The 17,762-nt window shown below is 43.0% G+C and carries 15 protein-coding genes, 2 tRNA genes and 2 rRNA genes; 14 read left to right on the plus strand and 5 right to left on the minus strand.

The genetic code is table 11. The features are described from left to right. Positions 1–99 precede the first annotated feature (99 nt). From COT72_02810 to COT72_02825, 4 genes are all read left to right on the plus strand, one after another. Positions 100–834, plus strand: a complete 735-nt coding sequence (locus tag COT72_02810; protein PIO00073.1) for a hypothetical protein — start codon at positions 100–102, stop codon at positions 832–834. Between the two features lie 41 nt (positions 835–875). Continuing rightward, a complete protein-coding gene (locus tag COT72_02815; GenBank protein PIO00074.1) occupies positions 876–1,949 on the plus strand; it encodes a hypothetical protein in 1,074 nt (357 codons plus the stop codon). Positions 1,950–1,993: 44 nt separating this feature from the next. Continuing rightward, a tRNA-Leu gene (locus COT72_02820) sits at positions 1,994–2,076 on the plus strand. Positions 2,077–2,141: 65 nt separating this feature from the next. Next, positions 2,142–3,077, plus strand: a complete 936-nt coding sequence (locus COT72_02825) for a Fic family protein (GenBank protein ID PIO00075.1) — start codon at positions 2,142–2,144, stop codon at positions 3,075–3,077. Positions 3,078–3,132: 55 nt separating this feature from the next. Here the strand turns inward: COT72_02825 and COT72_02830 are convergent, their stop codons facing one another. Further along, on the minus strand, positions 3,133–3,819 hold the full coding sequence (locus COT72_02830; protein ID PIO00076.1) for a hypothetical protein: 687 nt from the start codon (positions 3,817–3,819) through the stop codon (positions 3,133–3,135). Positions 3,820–3,899: 80 nt separating this feature from the next. Between COT72_02830 and COT72_02835 the strand changes: the two genes are divergently transcribed. Continuing rightward, positions 3,900–4,667 (plus strand): hypothetical protein, encoded by a 768-nt coding sequence (locus COT72_02835; GenBank protein ID PIO00077.1) that lies wholly within the window; start codon positions 3,900–3,902, stop codon positions 4,665–4,667. 123 nt (positions 4,668–4,790) lie between these two features. Next, positions 4,791–5,375, plus strand: coding sequence for a hypothetical protein (locus COT72_02840; protein ID PIO00078.1), 585 nt, complete (start codon positions 4,791–4,793; stop codon positions 5,373–5,375). Positions 5,376–5,650: 275 nt separating this feature from the next. Here the strand turns inward: COT72_02840 and COT72_02845 are convergent, their stop codons facing one another. Continuing rightward, entirely contained in the window at positions 5,651–5,947 is a 297-nt protein-coding gene (locus COT72_02845) for a hypothetical protein (GenBank protein PIO00079.1), read from the minus strand. Between the two features lie 499 nt (positions 5,948–6,446). On the opposite strand from COT72_02845, the gene COT72_02850 reads away from it, so the two are divergent. Next, positions 6,447–7,944: ribosomal RNA gene (locus COT72_02850) — 16S ribosomal RNA — on the plus strand. A 172-nt stretch (positions 7,945–8,116) separates the two neighbouring features. On the opposite strand, the gene COT72_02855 is transcribed toward COT72_02850, so the two are convergent. Then, positions 8,117–8,482 carry a hypothetical protein gene (locus COT72_02855; GenBank protein ID PIO00080.1) on the minus strand — a complete coding sequence of 122 codons (366 nt, stop codon included), beginning with the start codon at positions 8,480–8,482 and terminating at the stop codon, positions 8,117–8,119. A 95-nt stretch (positions 8,483–8,577) separates the two neighbouring features. Here COT72_02855 and COT72_02860 point away from each other — a divergent pair, with 95 nt between their 5' ends. The 3 genes from COT72_02860 (at position 8,578) to COT72_02870 (ending at position 10,540) form a co-directional block, all read left to right on the plus strand. Further along, the gene (locus COT72_02860) at positions 8,578–9,624 is read left to right on the plus strand and encodes a hypothetical protein (protein ID PIO00081.1); all 1,047 of its coding nucleotides are present in this window, start codon (positions 8,578–8,580) and stop codon (positions 9,622–9,624) included. A 52-nt stretch (positions 9,625–9,676) separates the two neighbouring features. After that, positions 9,677–10,417, plus strand: coding sequence for a hypothetical protein (locus tag COT72_02865; protein ID PIO00082.1), 741 nt, complete (start codon positions 9,677–9,679; stop codon positions 10,415–10,417). Positions 10,418–10,467: 50 nt separating this feature from the next. Beyond that, positions 10,468–10,540: transfer RNA gene (locus COT72_02870), tRNA-Ala, on the plus strand. 4 nt (positions 10,541–10,544) lie between these two features. Here the strand turns inward: COT72_02870 and COT72_02875 are convergent. Then, entirely contained in the window at positions 10,545–11,729 is a 1,185-nt protein-coding gene (locus COT72_02875; GenBank protein ID PIO00083.1) for a glycoside hydrolase family 1 protein, read from the minus strand. A gap of 47 nt (positions 11,730–11,776) precedes the next feature. Next, positions 11,777–12,151 carry a hypothetical protein gene (locus COT72_02880; protein ID PIO00084.1) on the minus strand — a complete coding sequence of 125 codons (375 nt, stop codon included), beginning with the start codon at positions 12,149–12,151 and terminating at the stop codon, positions 11,777–11,779. 101 nt (positions 12,152–12,252) lie between these two features. On the opposite strand from COT72_02880, the gene COT72_02885 reads away from it, so the two are divergent. The 4 genes from COT72_02885 to COT72_02900 form a co-directional block, all read left to right on the plus strand. Further along, positions 12,253–12,987: a short-chain dehydrogenase gene (locus tag COT72_02885; GenBank protein PIO00085.1), complete on the plus strand. Its 735-nt coding sequence runs from the start codon at positions 12,253–12,255 to the stop codon at positions 12,985–12,987. A 29-nt stretch (positions 12,988–13,016) separates the two neighbouring features. Beyond that, positions 13,017–14,060, plus strand: coding sequence for a hypothetical protein (locus COT72_02890; protein ID PIO00086.1), 1,044 nt, complete (start codon positions 13,017–13,019; stop codon positions 14,058–14,060). A gap of 240 nt (positions 14,061–14,300) precedes the next feature. Next, positions 14,301–17,249, plus strand: a 23S ribosomal RNA gene (locus COT72_02895). A 156-nt stretch (positions 17,250–17,405) separates the two neighbouring features. Further along, positions 17,406–17,762: FAD synthase (locus COT72_02900; protein ID PIO00087.1), on the plus strand; the 357-nt coding region annotated here is incomplete at its 3' end.

Here is a 17,762-nt window from a genome sequence, read left to right on the forward strand (position 1 = left end):
TGAAAAATACAAGAGGCATACTTCGTTTTGTAGTATCTTGCAAGTCATTAACGCAGGGTTCAGAGAACACTTATATGCAATGACTGCATTGTGCTTTTGATGCCAAACAAACACGGCTCACGATATTATAATCGCAGGTTTTATGAAGGACATTGGAAGCGGGCTGGTCGCATTTTCAAACCAACAACATGGCCCTTACACTATGCTATCAAACCTTTTCTTCATGGTCGCGTGCTTGAAATCGGGCCAGGTGTGTTTCCAAAATCAGATGTTGCAGACACCACGTTTTTAGAAGTAACTAAAAGTGGCAAGGAGATGCTTGAATCCTCAGGACGGCACGCGGTTCAGGCAAGTGTGCTTGACATGCCCTTCTTGCCAGAATCATTTGACACTGCGCTCGCATTTGAAGTGATTGAACACGTCTCAGATGATGTTTTAGCATTGAGCGAGGTGTTTCGTGTTCTCAAAAAAGGTGGCAGGTTTATCATATCAGTTCCAATTAACATGCGTTTTTGGAGTGTGCTTGATAAAGAAGTTGGCCACACTTTTCGCTACTCATTTGCTGACATTAAGCAAAAAGTTGAGAATGCTGGTTTTGAAATAGAAAAAATCGGGTTTAATCAGGCACAAAGCGTGCGGGGCGCCACTTTTTTGCGAAACCTGCTTCCGCGCATCATGCCCTCAAGTTATTGGGTTTACGTGCTTGCGTGGGTTATGAGGTTCATACCAAAATCGCTGATTCCAAAAATCGCGCTTCACAACGCACAAAGCGTAACGCGCGTGCCGGAAAACGCGTTTTCTGTTAAGATGGTGTGTACTAAACTCCTGCGCTAAATGAAAAACTATTTGTAGGCATGAGAATTTCTTAATCGTTCATGAACCTGATTCGTGACGCGCTCAAATTTGATTACGTGTACGCAGCGTTGTTTCGTAATGCGATTCTTATCCTGTTTGGTGCGTCATTTTACGCAATTTACACCAACACGCTAAACCCGCTTAACTTACTTGTTGCCATTGTCGCCTTTGTAATTGGCTATCCTGCAGTGTATGTGTTAAATGATTTTATGGATGCTGAAAAAGACAAGCACGAGAAAGACCCCATACAATTGAAAAGAAAACCCCTTGCAACAGGTGCGATTTCAACAAAGCAAGCAGTGAGTATCATGTTTTTGTTGCTCGTTGCGGGCTTTATGATACTAAACATGCTTAATTTTTGGGCGCGCTTCTTTTTTGTTCTTGCATTTCTTGCAAACTTTGTGCACAGCAGCGTGTACCTGCGTTGGCGTGATAAGGGCGTTTTTCTTGCAACCAGTACAGTGCTTATCATGCAAGCGTCAAAAGTCTTGCTTGGTTGGTTTTCTCAAACACCTTCATTTGAAGGGTTGCCGCTTTCAGGAATTGCGTTTATTTCTGCAGCCTACGCAAGCGCGTATTACATTATTGGAAAAGGGCGCGTAAATTTCTTTGTTCAAAAAGGAAAGCGCTTTGGCTTGGACAATCGTATTATTATCCGGGACCCAAAAGAAGTGCTTGTTTCTCTGCTTGTATTTCTAGCTATGAGTTACCTGCTTATTGCTTATTTTCCCTACAAACTGTTTAGTGTGATGGTGATTATGAGCATAATTATCGTGCTCGCGGTTTATAATTTGAAAATGAATCGCTTGATTGCAAAACGTGCGCTCAAAGTGCTTTTTGTTAGCGGCTTATTTTTAACCTTGGTGTTCTACGCTAATTTTGATATTGGCCCTCGTTTTGATGACAGAGCAAACACGATTACTGCAAGGTTGCGCATTGGTGACGAGTTTGTTGAGCAACTGGATTCAGTTAGTAATGAAACAGTAAACGTTATTACCAAAGAGCTTGAAAAACAATTCAATCTCACAAATCTCACACGCATGCTTGAAACCGGTCAAATAGAACTTATCATCTCCCTTGACCGCAGAGAGTAAGAAAAGGTTTTAAAAGGCATAATCCTGTTTAGAACGTTACCCAAGCAGGAGTGTCCGAGTGGTCAAAGGAGCAGGGTTTAGGCCCCTGTGCTTAGTGCTTACGCAGGTTCGAATCCTGCCTCCTGCATTTAAGTACCACGTTTTAATTTTATTTTAGAAAGATTTAAATTAATTTGTGGTACTATAATTATTATGGTTTTCGTAGAAACTATCAAACAAAACGGGAAACAGTACTTTTACGTCTCCAAAAATTTCCGAATAGGTAAAAACAAGTGGAAACGAATTAAAAAATATGCTGGAAAGAAAAAACCTTCAAAAGACGAGATTAAGAAACTGGCAGAAGAGATAGAAACAAAAGCAAAAGAAAAAGGCATCATAATACCGGAATCAAGATATGCCTTTTTATCTGAAGAGCAAGCTGAAGTCCTTGAAGATTTAAAAACAGCTTATTCTAAATGGTGGAAAAAATTACCAAAAGAAACAAAAGAGAAATATGAATCAGATTTCCTAGTAAGATTCACTTACAACTCTAATGCAATAGAAGGAAACTCCCTCTCTTTAAGGGACACAAACCTAATTTTACAGGAAAATATCATCCCCTCAGATATAACAGAACGAGAGTATAAGGAAGTACTAAATGGAAAAAGGGCGATGGAATTCATTAAAGAGTACCGGGGGGAAGTAAACAAAACATTCGTATTAAAAATTCACAAGTTAGTTACTAAAAACATTTTAGAAACAGCAGGAAATTATAGACAAACAAATGTCATAATTCAGGGTTCTGAACATAGGCCTCCAAACGTTAAAGAAGTTCCCAACCTCATGAAAAAATTTTTTATTTGGTACAATAATAATAAGAATAATTATCATCCTTTAGAGCTTGCCGGGCTGGTTCACGCAAAATTTGTGCGCATTCATCCTTTTTCTGATGGAAATGGCAGGACTGCAAGACTGATAATGAATTTTACTCTTCATAAATCAGGTTATCCTATGTTTGTAATTAAAAACGCAGAACGAAGAGCCTATTATAACACTCTTGAACAATCTGATAGTGGCAATAACAAAGAGTTTATACTGTTATTATTCAAAAACGTAATTAACCAACATGGTAATTATTTACATAAATAAAAAGAATAAAAAAAGATAGGAGTTTAACTTAACGTTGTAATCCTGCCTCCTGCACTTATTTCTCAATTATTCGTTGTTGGTTCACCTGTATTGTTCGCGCTTTAAGGTGTGCAAATTTTGGTACAACTGCGTTTGCGCCGATTTTCACGTCATCGTCAAGAACTGCGCCTGGAAACACCACTGCACGCGCACCAATTAAGCAGTTATTGCCAATTGTAACTGGTGAGTAAACGCGCTGTGCCACATCAAAAGCGTGACCAACAACAAGCGACTCGTATCCTAATACGCAGTTATCCCCAATTGTAATAAAATCAATATCACTAATCATACCGTGAATTCGAACATTTTTTCCCAGGTTCATACCAGCAAGCCGGTACACCCATGATTTTGATGTTGAAAGAAAGGGTGAAAACGCAATAAGCATAAGAATCCAGTGTGAAAAAACAATATTCATTTTTAACCCAAATGAGAGTTCTTGTGCAACGTTTTTTCCCTGTTTAATAGGTCCCACCAGTTTTGACAAACAGCGTTTAACAAAACAACTCATAACAAGCGCGAAAAACGCCCAAGTCACTGGGTAAGCTATAAACGCGCCTGCAAGAAAAACAACATCAAAAAAAGAATCAAACGGGTAAAATGCGAGAAGGGGGAGTAAAAGAATTACTCCTGAAACAATAATGCTGCTTAGTATAAGAGGCAAAACCGCAAGTATCGCATAGAACAACTCGGAATTATCTTTCATACGCGTGTTATAATAAATTTGTACGTTTTAAGCGCGTGGGAAAAACGTTTTAAAATTATGAGCACATTGCACGTAGTACAATGCCTTACGTGAATGGTGTGTATTATAAAGACACGGGAAAGGGAAGACCTATGATTTTTCTTTCAGGTCTTGGCGGTAATCATAAAAATATGGAAACACACGCAGCATACTACCGCAAAAAGGGTTATCGCACTATCCTTATTGATTTTCCGGTGATGGGTAAATCAAAAAAGAATGCTCTTTTTAGCAGAGCGCTTGTTCGCGCAGTAAGAAATGTAGTGCTCAAGCTTGGCGTTAGTGATATTGTTTTGTACGCGTACAGTCTTGGCACATCAGTTGCGCTTGGCTACGCTAAAAAGTACAGGGGCGTCTCAAAAATGGTGCTTATAGGTCCAGGCATGGCAGGAACACCGCTTGTTCGAAAGCAATTCTTCAAAATTCTCATCACCTACATGAAAACAAGCTTTCCCCGCATCTCGTACACGGGCTTGCAGTATTTTAGGGTAAAAACATTCTCTTCAAAAAATACACCTCAGCAATGGATTGAAGATAAAGTCAAAGAAACACTTAAAACACCCCTCTGGCACGTGGTGTGGCTGCTTTTTCTAGCAAAGGGCTGTTATTATGACGTGACTGGTCTTGGAGTTCCCACCATTCTTATTGGCGCAGAAACAGACCACATGAATCCAAAAGAAGAGGTATTGCGCATCCACAAACAGCTCGCAAACAGTCGCACGGTATTTCTCAAGGACTGTGATCACTTCCTGTTTTATGAGAAAAAAGATGAGATTCTCAAGCGTGCAAGTGCGTTTCTTAATCAACAATAAAGGCGCTCTTAACACAAGAAAACATAAAAGAGCAAAACGCAGGGGGAAAAACAATATGATACAAAAGCCACTAAAGACGAGACAAACCGATTTTTCTCAAACCATTCATGGCATGAGCAAGCACTGTTTGAGAAAAAACAAAACGTATTTGATGACTTCATTTCAGCAGGACGCGCACTCATTGGTGAACAGGAAACGTGCACCAGTACCAATCCTAAGTGGAAAAAACGCGCGTATACTAACCCGTCTCAGTTAGGTATTAGTGGTGCAAGCAATGGTGGATTGCTCACCGGAGCGGCACTCGTACAGCGACCTGACTTGTGGGGTGCAGTGTACTCAGGCGTGCCGCTTCTTGACATGTTGCGTTTTCACCTTACTGAAGGCGGAAAATATTGGACTAAAGAATATGGCAATCCGGATAATCCTGAACATGTGTCATTCCTGCGCGCATACTCCCCCTACCACAATGTAAAAAAGGCAGTGTATCCGCCAACGCTTTTTGAAACCAGTCTTGGCGATGACCGTGGTGTTGACCCTATGCGCGCAATGAAAATGGCAGCACGCGTTAGTTATCATAATCAGGGGGATAATCCTATTCTTTTACGCGTAAAACAAGGTCAAGGACATGGGGGAGCGTGGCGTGTCTCAGATTCAATAGAACAGCTTGTTGACCAGTACTCATTTTTCAAGCAGTACTTGCAAAAGTGAGCATAGCAAGAATTGTCAAAAAAAAATAAGAGAAAAATGAAAACGCGTTTTCACGCTTCTAAGTAATCCACTAACGAGATAGCACCTGGCGCGCAGACTGTACAATTTCCGCAACCAGTGCATGATTTACGCATCAAGAGTGCTTGTTGAGCATATTTTCTCAGTAATCAAACGCAAACATCTCAATTACGTAAGAAGTCGAAATCCACTCGCTCAAGATGTGGAAATACTTCTCAAATGCCTCGTATACAATCTCACAATAATTGGAAAAACAATTAGTTTGTAATTAGTGAAAGAATAGATGAGTAATCTTTACTGATTTTTTTGATTTCTCCATTTAACATTGAAACTTGTTTTTTTAACCACTCTTCAGTTATTTTTTCGTAAAAAACAACCCTGACTTGACCATTACGTTCTGGTCTGAATTTCACTATTTCAAGTTTCATATCGGGAAGTTGTGATGATACACGACCATGTGCAAGCGCATCTCTTAATTTTATAGGTTCATCGCTTATTGGCAAGTTAGTGCTAGGCAACTCATTGTAGTTCTCAATCAATTCTCTTAATTGCATATAATTCGTAAAAAAGTTAATAGGATATGTATCTCCAACTCTCAAATTTTTAGCATCAAAGTGCTGAACCGAATTAGTTTCCTTGAATAGCACGGCTCTCAAAGCAAATTCTAATGAATGAAGGTTCAAAATAATTCCACCAAGATTTTTACGGTATGTTTCAAAATCTATACAAAATCAATTTGGCTTGATAAAAAATACTTTTCGGACACCTCGTACTTTATGGGCTGAGTTCTTTCTAAACGCGCGTTACGTGACAAAACAGCAGTACATTCTAACACATCACGCATGCGCAGTAAGCTTTATAAATGCCTTATCAATTATGTGGTGATACCAGCATATTCATTGCTGGGATTCCGAAGCACCTTCTGGTGCAGTATGGGTGCCCGTAGCACAACTATGGGCATGAAGTAGGAAAAAGAAGTAATACTTTATTTCGGGAAGTATTCACCAATAGCACGCAACCATCTATGGTTGTGCTCCCCAACAGTAGGTTTTTCAATACCAGTTGATCCTGCTGGAGGTCATTGCTATCGGGGTTCGGGTTAGGCACGCAAGCCGCAAGAGCAAGTTGTTGTTCTTGGCATACGGCTTAGGAACGCGTAGTTAATCTGCCCTAAGGAGTTGGATAACCTCTGGGAAACTGAGGATAATACAACATATGAGATTACCACTGGAATGTGTTTTCTCTGAAAAGACTAAAAGCTTTGCCGATTAGTTGCCTTAGGATGAGACTGCGCCGGATTAGGTTGATGGCGGTGTAATGGACCACCATGCCTAAGATCCGTAGGGGCCGTGAGAGCGGTCGCCCCAAGAAGGACACTGAGACAAGGGTCCTAGCTCTATGGAGTGCAGAAGCCACGAAACCTTCACAATGCGCGAAAGCGTGATGAGGGAACCCCGAGTGCCACACCTAGGGTGTGGCTGTGGTAGAGTGTAAACAGCTCTACTAGAAAGTGGTGGGCAAGACAGGTGCCAGCAGCCGCGGTAACACCTGCAACACAAGTGATGACCATTTTTATTGGGCTTAAAGCGTCCGTAGCCGGATGCATTGGTTCCCGGTGAAATCGTTGCCCTTAAGGTAACGGCGCGCTGGGAATACCCTGCATCTAGGAACCGGGAGAGGTAAGAGGTATGTCTTGGGTAGGGGTGAAATCCTGTAATCCTTGACAGACCACCTGTGGCGAAGGCGTCTTACTGGAACGGGTTCGACGGTGAGGGACGAAAGCTAGGGTCGCAAAGCGGATTAGATACCCGTGTAGTCCTAGCTGTAAACGCTGCGGATTAGGTATTGCGCGTATTTCGTGTGCGCGCAGTGTCGAAGCGATAGCGATAAATCCGCCGCCTGGGGAGTACGGTCGCAAGGCTGAAACTTAAAGGAATTGGCGGGGGAGCACAACAAGGGGTGGAGCCTGCGGTTTAATTGGATTCAACACCAGGAAACTCACTAGGGGCGACAGCAGTATGAAGGCCAGTCTAACGGGCTTGCCGAACGCGCTGAGCGGAGTTGCATGGCCGTCGTCAGCTCGTGTCTTGAGATGTCCTGTCAAGTCAGGTAACGAGCGAGACCCACACCACTAATTGCTAATTATTCTCCTCGGAGAGTGATGCACATTAGTGGGACTGCATTCGCTAAGAATGAGGAAGGTGTGGGCTACGATAGGTCAGTATGACCCAAATCCCCTAGGCTACACGCGTGCTACAATGGATAGGACAAAGGGACGCAACTCCGAAAGGAGAAGCAAAACCCATAAACCTAATCCCTAGTTCGGATTGAGGGCTGTAACCCGCCCTCATGAAGCCGGAATCCCTAGTAATCGGAGTTCATCAAACTCTGGTGAATACGTCCCTGCTTCTTGCACACACCGCCCGTCAAACCAGCCGAGTCGGGTTTGGGTGAGGCATCGCCTTTGGTGCTGTCGAACCTAAGCTCGGTGAGGGGGGTTAAGTCGTCACAAGGTAGCGGTACGGGAACGTGCCGCTGGATCACCTCCAAAATTTTTCTCACAGAAAATGTTTTGAGGTCGCCATAAAAAGCATATTACGCAAGAACACTGTCAGTAAAAAGTCAAATACTTCTTTTTCCTACTCAAACCCATTCTTTTTTTTTAGAATCTGTTTAACTCTAGACTTGTCTGAAATATTCTTAAAAAAAAAGTTAGCTGAGACTTATCCGATGTATTTTGCGCTCGCACTTGAAAGCACATCTTCAGGGGATATTTTTGCAACATGTTTTGCTTTCTTCATTTTCTTTTGTTTTGGCACTTTTATCTCGCCATGGTCGTTTTCGTATTTAGCAAGCTGCGAACCAAGAAGTGCATACACTTTTTTGGCAAGAACTGGTGAAAGTATTAAGGTTTCATGCTTACTCACGTAGACAACTTCATCACCTTTTGGGGTTACGGTAAATCGTGGTGTAATTTGGCCAAAGTCAAGAAGAAAATCCTGTGCTGAAAAATTAATTGATACTTGCGTAGCATAAAATGCGTTATTCGAGTTGTCAACAATCATGTTCAGTTTTTTTTGTTCAGACATTACAAATCCACCTATATTCAATTGAAGAATGCGTCTGTTTTTAAGCTTACGTATATGAAAAACATTTATTAGAACACCATGAACACAATAAGGCTATGGTGAAGGTTATTTTCTGTGCTTGGATTCCGCGCTCATACTTGCACGTATACGAAGTTGGACGAAAAGCAATGCACATCCCTCTTACTATAAGCAATATTCAACTCCTTGACAATGTCACGTTCCACGTGAAAGATGTGGATTTTGATGCAGACTTCTCGCTAAACGGAGACGGGCTCTACACGCTTTCAACCACTATCGAAGAAGCGCTGGTTGAGGACTTCCTTATAAAAGCTGAAAACATTTTGCTTCACAAAATTATCAAAACATGCCATAGCGTCACGTACCAGCAAATCCTCAACAAAGCACTGCCCCTTACAAAGATAAATATTTACATAGGCACAAAAGGCACGTATTATAACAAACAAGACCCCTATCAGCAGGGTGCACGTATTTTTGTCAAAGCAAAACCAACAAAAGCGACACAAAAAAGCGCGCTTTTTCACGCGCAGGGATTGCTGTTTAGTCAATTCTTGCATTTAATGATGGAACGCATGGAAAAACTTTACAAGAATGCAAACAAGATTTCATCATTGCTTGAAAAAGAAGTGAAACTCAATGATATCAAGCGAGCCGTGTTTGGCATGGACCTTGTGAAAAAAAATGTTGCTGAGAGTTACGAAAAAATTGAACAGATGGCAACGATTTTTGCGCACAAAAAAGAACAGGTTGAAAGCGAAAAAGAGGACATGATAACACGCGCGCTTGACACACACAAATTATACACCAAAATAGTGTCTGATCAGGAATACATTAAGGGCTTATGGAGTTTGCTTATTGCATTTCTTGATAATCTTGATGCTGCTGCTGAAGCGCGTTTGTCATACCAAGAAACCCTTGAATCCCGCACAATTGAAACCATTCTTGGAGGAGAAGTTGCTATTGCGCTTGCAGTAGTGATTGTGGGTATTTTCTTTTCAAATCAGGTAGGTTTTGCAGGAATTGTTACGCTTGTCACCGTCTTTCTTGTCTGGCTCCTGCTCAGACGCATTCTCAGCGAGGTGCACACGAGAATTGGGCGGGTTCGAAAAATTGCAAATGAATAACATCACTTGTTTTGGGTAATGATTATAAGCATGAACCGCGCATAATCTTGACATGGTTGCAACACCAGACCTTATTGGGCTTGTCGTTACGATTGTCGTTTTCTCAGCAATTATATTACTGTCGGGCATTATTGGCAGATTACTTCAGGGCAGAGCTCAGGCAACATTTGTGTTGTGTACTGTTGGATTGTACAGCACTACGGCATTAGTGTGGATTGCACAAACAGCAGGAATAGATATGCAAGTCGTTAATTTCTTTGAATTGCTTGACGTGCTCTTTTATGACGACCAGATTCCCTTTTTTGCAGCAATCCCTATTCTCAATTTATTTGGTGCGCTTGTTTCAGCAAAAGCAGTAGTGTTCATGATGTGGGGCGTGGCGTTTGATGTTGCGTACAATCTTAAAGACTTGTTAAGCAAATATGCAAATATTGAGGGGATTATTGCAACAGTCACGAGTTCAGCAACATTTATTGCCCTGCTTTTTATGGCAGCAATCACCACGCTATTTGTTGTTGCAAGTAAAGGGTGTTTCATTTTTGAGAGTGTGTGCCCTGTTTTGCAGGGGCTTGACTATCTCCAGCCAATCTTCTCATACTATCCTTTTGGCATAGGTCTTATCGCAGTTGGGATGAGTATCATTACCGCGCTGAGCAGGCGGGGCGAGGAAGGTGGTTTTGGCACTGACCTTAAAACAAATATTATTCTCTTAATTGTGATAGCCTACATTGTCACGATTTCAGTGTTCTCGCTTACGGTTGTTCCAGCAGCAGTTGGAACCGTATTATCATAACAAGAGAAAAAGCTTTTTAAACCACCCTCTTATTGTTTCTAGAAGTTTTTGGGCTCATGGCGCAGTTGGTAGCGCGCCGGTTTTGCAAATCGGAGGCCGGGGGTTCAAATCCCCCTGAGTCCACTGTCTATTCATCAAGACTATTTGTCTTGCATACGCCTGCATAATCATACGCACTTGGTCGCACACGTCGCTCAAGCGTGTCATAATCAACATGAATTAAACCAAAGCGCGGATGAAATCCTGCTTCCCACTCAAAATTATCAAGCAATGACCAGTGAAAATAACCTTGAACATCAACACCACTCTTAATCGCATTATGCACGTGTTTTAACGTTTCTTTGATAAACCATGTGCGGTAAGTATCTGCAGCATCGGCAAGCCCGTGTTCAGTAATATAAATCGGTTTGTTAAATCGTTTCAAATCACAGAGAACATGCTCAATACTAGGGGGATACAGATTCCATCCAATGTCAGAAACAGGGGTGTAAGGCACTTTTTGCAAGTTAATAATATTGTATGTATAATGGTTTAAACCAATAAAGTCAAGCTCACGTTCAAGACTCTTAGCAGATGCATAATTAATTGTATCTGCACAGCGCTTAATAACCCGGTTAAAGCGCTTATTTTCAAAGGCTTCAAAGTAAGACATGTTAAGAGAAGCGCCAACCTCCAGAGAGGGGTCATAATCTTTTATAGCATGATACGCGGTTTTGTGTGCTGCCACAAAATTTCTAAATGTGTTTATGTAAGAAAGTGGATTTTTTAGGTGTTGAGGTCCCTGATATAAATGAGCAAAAAGGTACACGCCAGGTTCATTAAGCGTAATCAAGTGCGTAACATCCTTGCCAAACTCGGATACAACGCGCGCAACATAGCGGCCAAAATATGCAGTAGCATTCTTTGAAGCCCATCCTCCTTCTTTTGAAAACCAGAGAGGATTTGTAAAGTGCCACAACGTCATGAACGGTTTTAAGCCGCGCTTTTTGAGCGCATATATGTAGCGCCTATAATGTTCAATTTCAGCACGGTCAAAATGTCCTTTTTGAGGCTCAATTCGCGACCATTCTAAGGAAAAACGAAACGCGTTGAAGTTTAATTCTTTTGCAAGGTCAAAATCATTTTCGTATAAAGAATAATGGTCAGCAGCTTTGCTAGAGATATAGTTTTCAAGACTTTCTCCTGTTTTGCGCGCGCGATTTTTCGCGTGTAGCGGCTCCCATGCTGACCAGTCATTTTTTGTGTTGCCTTCAACTTGATGAGCAGAAACACTTGCACCCCACAAGAAATCGTTTGGAAAAGAGCGCTTCATTAAATAATACCAAAAAACGTGAAACTATAAAAGAATATGGTAAACAATCAAGCTGTTTCAATTCTCTGCCTAAACGCATTAATACGCCGCAAGGTCATGGCAAGTTGTTTTTCAAAATAGTGCATGCGTGAGTCTAAGTGTCTTTTTCGCACAAGCGCATCAAGCACATCCTTGTTCTCAGGCAAGAGAACAAGTGCTTCTTGAACGGTTTGAAGCGTGTTTGTAACTGTTTCAAGTTGAGAAAATTCTTGGAGTATTGCGCCAAATTGTTGAGAGAAATGTAAACGCTGCGGCGTGTTTGGAATGCGTTTTATAAGCGCCTGCCATTTCTTTATGAACGCGTGCTTTCGTTCAAGAAGCTGTTTTGCTTGAAAAAGAAGCGCACGCGTATATTTTAAATCAAACTCGCTATTACCATTCACATCAAACTTACATCAGATAATGGTTATAATTCTTTGCAAGAGGTGCTTGCCGCAACGTTTTTATGCCTACTCTAGAATGTATATATTAAAGGGAAGGTAACATGGTTAAAACAGTTCTGGTAACCGGCGCAAAATTCGGCATTGGTTTAGGTATTGCAGAAGCATTTGCAAAAAAGAAATTCAACGTTGTTATGGTTGATATTGATGAAAACGGTGTCAAGGCATCTGCAAGTAAGCTCAAAAAGCACTATGGCATTAACGTACTTGCACTCAAATGTGATGTTTCAAAACATGCACAGGTTAAGTCAGTAATTGATTCTGTGAAGCGAAAATTTGGCTCGCTTGACGTACTTGTCAATAACGCCGGAATCTACCCGTTCAAAGCATTTGCTGAATTAACAGAAAAAGACTGGGATATGGTTTTGAATGTAAATCTCAAAGGCGTGTTTCTTATGAGTAACGAAGCATCACGCATTCTTAACAAAGGAGGAAGCATTGTAAGCATTAGCTCAATTGCAAGCATCATTGGCTACCCTATGCTCTCCCATTATTGCGCATCAAAGGGAGGCATCAACAGTTTTACCCGCGCACTTGCGCTTGAACTTGCGCCCTTAAAAATCCGCGTAAACGCGGTTGCACCAGGCGCTATTGAAACACCCGGAACAAAACCAATAATGAATAATGACTTAATTAAACAAACTATTGCTGCAACACCCCTCAAGCGGATGGGCAAGCCTGAAGACATTGCAAATGCTGTTTTGTTTTTGGCTTCAAAAAATGCAGACTACATCACAGGTCACGTGTTAGTTGTGGATGGCGGAACAACTATCCAATAATCTGAACCGCAATGCTTAAATAGCGTATTGTGCACATAGTGCGCGTGACAAAACGCACAACTCTTGCTCATACTATTCTTGCGACAGAATTAGATTCAGGCATTCCCGTATCACACGGCGAATTTAACACCATTGATGATATCATCCAAACCGCAGGAACATTCTTGCCAAACAGCACGAGAAATACGCAAAAAAAAGCATTTGAATCCCTCTCAGCAATTGCTGATGCCCTCAGTTTTCATGGGATTAGTCCTGCAAACCAAGAAACGCTTCATGAAAGCATAGTAAGCACGCATCTGGATTGCCATGGACACACAGTTATGTACAAGAGTATTGCCCAATTCTGGGAATTGCCAATAGAAATTATTGATGTACCCAATCATACTATTGTATATTGGCAGTTGCCAAAAAACAAACGCTTTTACTGGGACCCGGTAATTCATGGTTTTGATAAGCGAACAAACGAAGACGTGCTCAAACTTGAATGGAGCGTCTCACAAGAAGACATTGAAAAAAGACTTTTCTTGCGACCACTCGAGCTAAATGAAGTCTTGTCTTATGCACACATGCGCATTGGCAATTATTGGAACAAACAAAAAGAACCCAACCACGCAACGCAGCACTACAAGAACGCACTTGAGTTCAATGAAGATAATTTTATTGCACACAAAAATTATGCGCTTTTGCTTTTGCAAAATAAAGCATTCCAAAAAGCGCTTGCCGCAATCAGCATGAGCGCAAATATCAGACCAACAGCACACACCTATCTTACACAAGGCCACATTCTTGATACAATGGGAAACATTAAAGACGCGTACGCATGCTGTAAAAACGCGTGTGAAACTGACCAAAATAACTTTGCAGCGTATGATGTAGCCGCGTGTATTGCCAGAAAAATGGGCTTGTATGAAGAATCACTCCAGCATTTTGAGCACTTAACACATATTAATCCCCACGACCCAACCGGTTATAGGGGCATGGCAAGTGTTCTTCAAAAACAAGGCAAAGAAAAGCAAGCACACCATTTTAGAAAAAGAGCGTTATTGCTCAGCAAACAAGTAAAACAAGCGTGATTTCTCAAACCGCTAAATCATAGGGGTAAAGCTTATAAATCATCTTGCGATTGTAGTAGATACCAATGAGATAACATTGGGGAATCTAAGCAAATTCTTGCGGACGATTCCCTTCCATAAGATGTTTTATCTTATTGGGAGTCGTGCGCTTTTGTGAAGCACCACTTCATAAAAGTAAGGACTTGATGTTAATGAAGGTCATGTGCATACGTAATGAAATGTTCATCTGCTAGTTATGAATAGGCAGGACGCAGTATAGTGGATGGCTTGGCTTGAGAGCTGATGAAGGGCGCGGCAAGCTGCGATAAGCTTGGGGTAGCTGCATGCGAGCGTTGATCCCAAGATTCCCGAATAGGACTTCCGACCATGCTGAAAGCGTGGTACTCCTTTGGGAGAAGTAACGCGGGGAATTGAAACATCTTAGTACCCGCAGGAAGAGAAATCAATTGAGATTCCGTTAGTAAAGGTGATCGAAAGCGGAACAGGGCAAAACGAATCTACCTTAGCGATTTGGTAGAAATGTGTGGTTTGGAGCTTGTCAAGCAACTCAGATTTTAAGATTAACTCCTCTGGAAAGAGGGACCTTAGAGGGTGATAGTCCCGTTTTCGAACGAAAATGAGTTGTGGCGAGTTTCCAGAGTAGCTGGAGTCGAAATTCTTCAGTGAATGCAGGAGGCAACAACTTCTAACCCTAAACACTCCTCAAGACCGATAGCGCATCAGTACCGTGAGGGAACGCTGAAAAGCACCTCTACTCGGGTGTGAAAAGAGCCTGAATCTATGCTGTTATAGTAAGGCGCGGCCATTAAGCGAACATCATATCAGATATGAGTGGTGTTCTTGCGTGGTTGCGTCGTCCTGTTCGGATACAGGGGCAGGGAGTTTGTGTCAGTGGCAAGACTAAATTCTATAAAGAATGGAGTCGAAGCGAAAGCAACAAGCCCGCAGTTTACGAGGGGCGAGGTGCGAATAGTGCCTGAAGTCACTGGTGCAAGACCCGAAACGAGTTGATCTATGCCTGGGCAAGGCGAAGCCCTCACTCAATGGGGGTGGAGGCCTGAAGAGTAACTGTGTACAAGCGTTCTTCTGACCTGGGTATAGGGGTGAAAAGCCAATCGTAACTCGTGATAGCTGGTTCCTCGCGAAATTGGCTCCAGTCAAGTCTGCGGCGAGATAACATGAGGGGTAGAGCGACTGATTTTGTATGACAGGCGGCCTTGAGCTGTCGGTATGGAGTCAAACTCCGAATACTCATGTGTTATAGACCCGCGGAAACGGTGCAGGGGGGTAAGCTCCCAGCACGAGAGGGGAACAACCCAGACCTTGGTTAAGGTCCCAAAGCGATTGTTAAGTGTAAAAGGTGGAAGCGTGTATGCCGCCTAAAACAGCCGGGAAGTAGGCTTAGAAGCAGCCATCTTCTAAGGAAAGCGTAACAGCTCACCGGTCTAGGTTTCACGCCGTGAAAATGGACGGGACTAAACAATCCACCGATACCAAGGGGGCCTGAATAAGGCATCCAGTAGCGAGGCGTCCCGAGCGGGTGGAAGCACGGTTGTAAAATCGTGTGGACCGCCCGGGAATGAGAATCCTGCCAAGAGTAGCAGCAGAACAGGGTGAGAATCCCTGTCGCCGAAAGAGCAAGGGTTCCTCAGCACTGTTCGTCAGCTGAGGGTTAGTCGGTCCTAAGGTTCGCCTTAACTGGTAGTAACCGAAAGGGAAACAGGTTGATATTCCTGTACCACTATTGTACGTGCGGCAACGCAAGACTCATGGGTGATGCTTCTGGATAGGTCAAGCAAAACCGTCGTTTTGTCTAACAAGACCAAGCCTGAGAAGTCCCGTAATGGGGTTCATCAGGTTAAGCTTGGAATGGCCCGAGTATTCGGGTTTGGCTGATTCCCGGAGTCCGTGAAAAACCGATGAGTAAGGACCAATAGTGACCGTACCGAGAACCGACACAGGTGTCTCTAGCTAAGAAAGCTAAGGCGTGTAGGGAGAACCCACGTTAGGGAAATCGACAAATTAGCCCCGTAACTTCGGGATAAGGGGTCCCTGCGCTTGTTACCGCATGGTTGCGAGTGCAGGGGGCACTGACAAGGCTGGCTGGACTGTTTAATAAAAACATAGTCGACTGCGAGCCCCAAAGGGTGTGTATAGTCGATGAGTCGTGGCCACTGCCAGCATCTGAAAGCCCAGTTCAATGGGTCTAAGGACTGGTGTAGGCCGGAGGTATCCGTAACCTTCTTAAGGTAGCGTAATTCCTTGTCATTTAAATGGTGACGTGCATGATGGATTAACTAGGTTGGCATTGTCCCAACGTGGGACCCTGTGAACATTCTTTCCTGGTGTAAAGGCCAGGGACTTCCAGTGGGTCGCGAAGACCCCAGGAGCTTTACTGCAGTCTGTAGCTGTGGTGCGAGCGTTGTTGTGTAGGATAGGTGGGAGATGTAGATGGAGGGCTGAAAGGTTTTCCGGAGTCAATGGTGAAATACCACCCTGCAATGCTCGCACTGCTTAACCCTTAACCAAGGGGACAACTATTGATAGGCAGTTTGGCTGGGGCGGCACGCCCGTGAAAAAATATCACGGGTGTCCAATGGTCAACTCATCCGGGTCAGAACTCCGGAGTGGAATACAATGGTAAAAGTTGGCCTTACTGTAAATTGCAAAATGAGATTTACAGTCTCGAAAGAGGGGCATAGAGATCCTCAGTGCTCTTTTGTTGAGAGCCTGAGCTGGCAAAAAAGTTACCCTGGGGATAACAGGCTTGTCGTGCCCGATAGCTCGTATTGACGGCACGGCTTGGTACCTCGATGTCGGCTCTTCCTATCCTGGCTGTGCATAAGCAGCCAAGGGTGCGGGTGTCCACCGATTAAAAGGGATCGTGAGCTGGGTTTAGAACGCCGTGAGGCAGTTCAGTTGTTAACTACTGGAAGTGTTGGAAGTCTGAGTGGAAGCATTCATTAGTACGAGAGGAACATGAGTGCGTGGCCTCTGGTTTACCAGCTGTCCGACAGGGCAGCGCTGGGCAGCTACGCCGCAAGCGGATAAGAGCTGAAAGCATCTAAGCTCGAAGTCGCCCGCGAAAAGAGACTTCCTTTTGAGAGCTCCCATAGATGATGGGTTTGATAGGCTCGGGGTGTACGTGCGAAGGTAACGACGCATTCAGCCTGCGAGTACTAAACGCTCTAGCCTGTTCATAACAAATTGTTCCCACGAACACCGAATAATTTCATTACGTATGCACATGACCATCATTTTTTCATCATTTTTTTTAGAAAGGCTAGTGAGAGCTAAGCTGTTTTTAACGAAAGTTAATAAATTATAAACAACAAGAAATAATTTATGGGAAAGAAAGTTGTAATGGCGTTTGGTGCGTTTGACGGACTGCACATGGGTCATCTCCATTATCTTAAAGAAGCAAAGAAACTGGGCGACTACCTCATTATTGGGCTTGCACGTGACAAGGCAACGTGGCTGCCAAAGTCAAGCGCGTATCGACTGCCTGAGGGGGAGCGAAAAAAACTTCTTGAAGAGATTAACCTAGCTGATGAAGTTGCGCTTGGCGGTAAAAATGACGCACTAGAAGCAGTGAAAAGAACTGACCCTGATATTCTTGCCATCAGCGAATATTCGCCAGTTGATATAACGTTGCTGCAAAAAGAACTAAAAAGCCTTGGCTTAAAAGGAACGGTTGTTGCA

This window comes from archaeon CG10_big_fil_rev_8_21_14_0_10_43_11, from assembly GCA_002763265.1.
Classification (GTDB): Archaea; Nanobdellota; Nanobdellia; order PEZQ01; family PEZQ01; genus PEZQ01.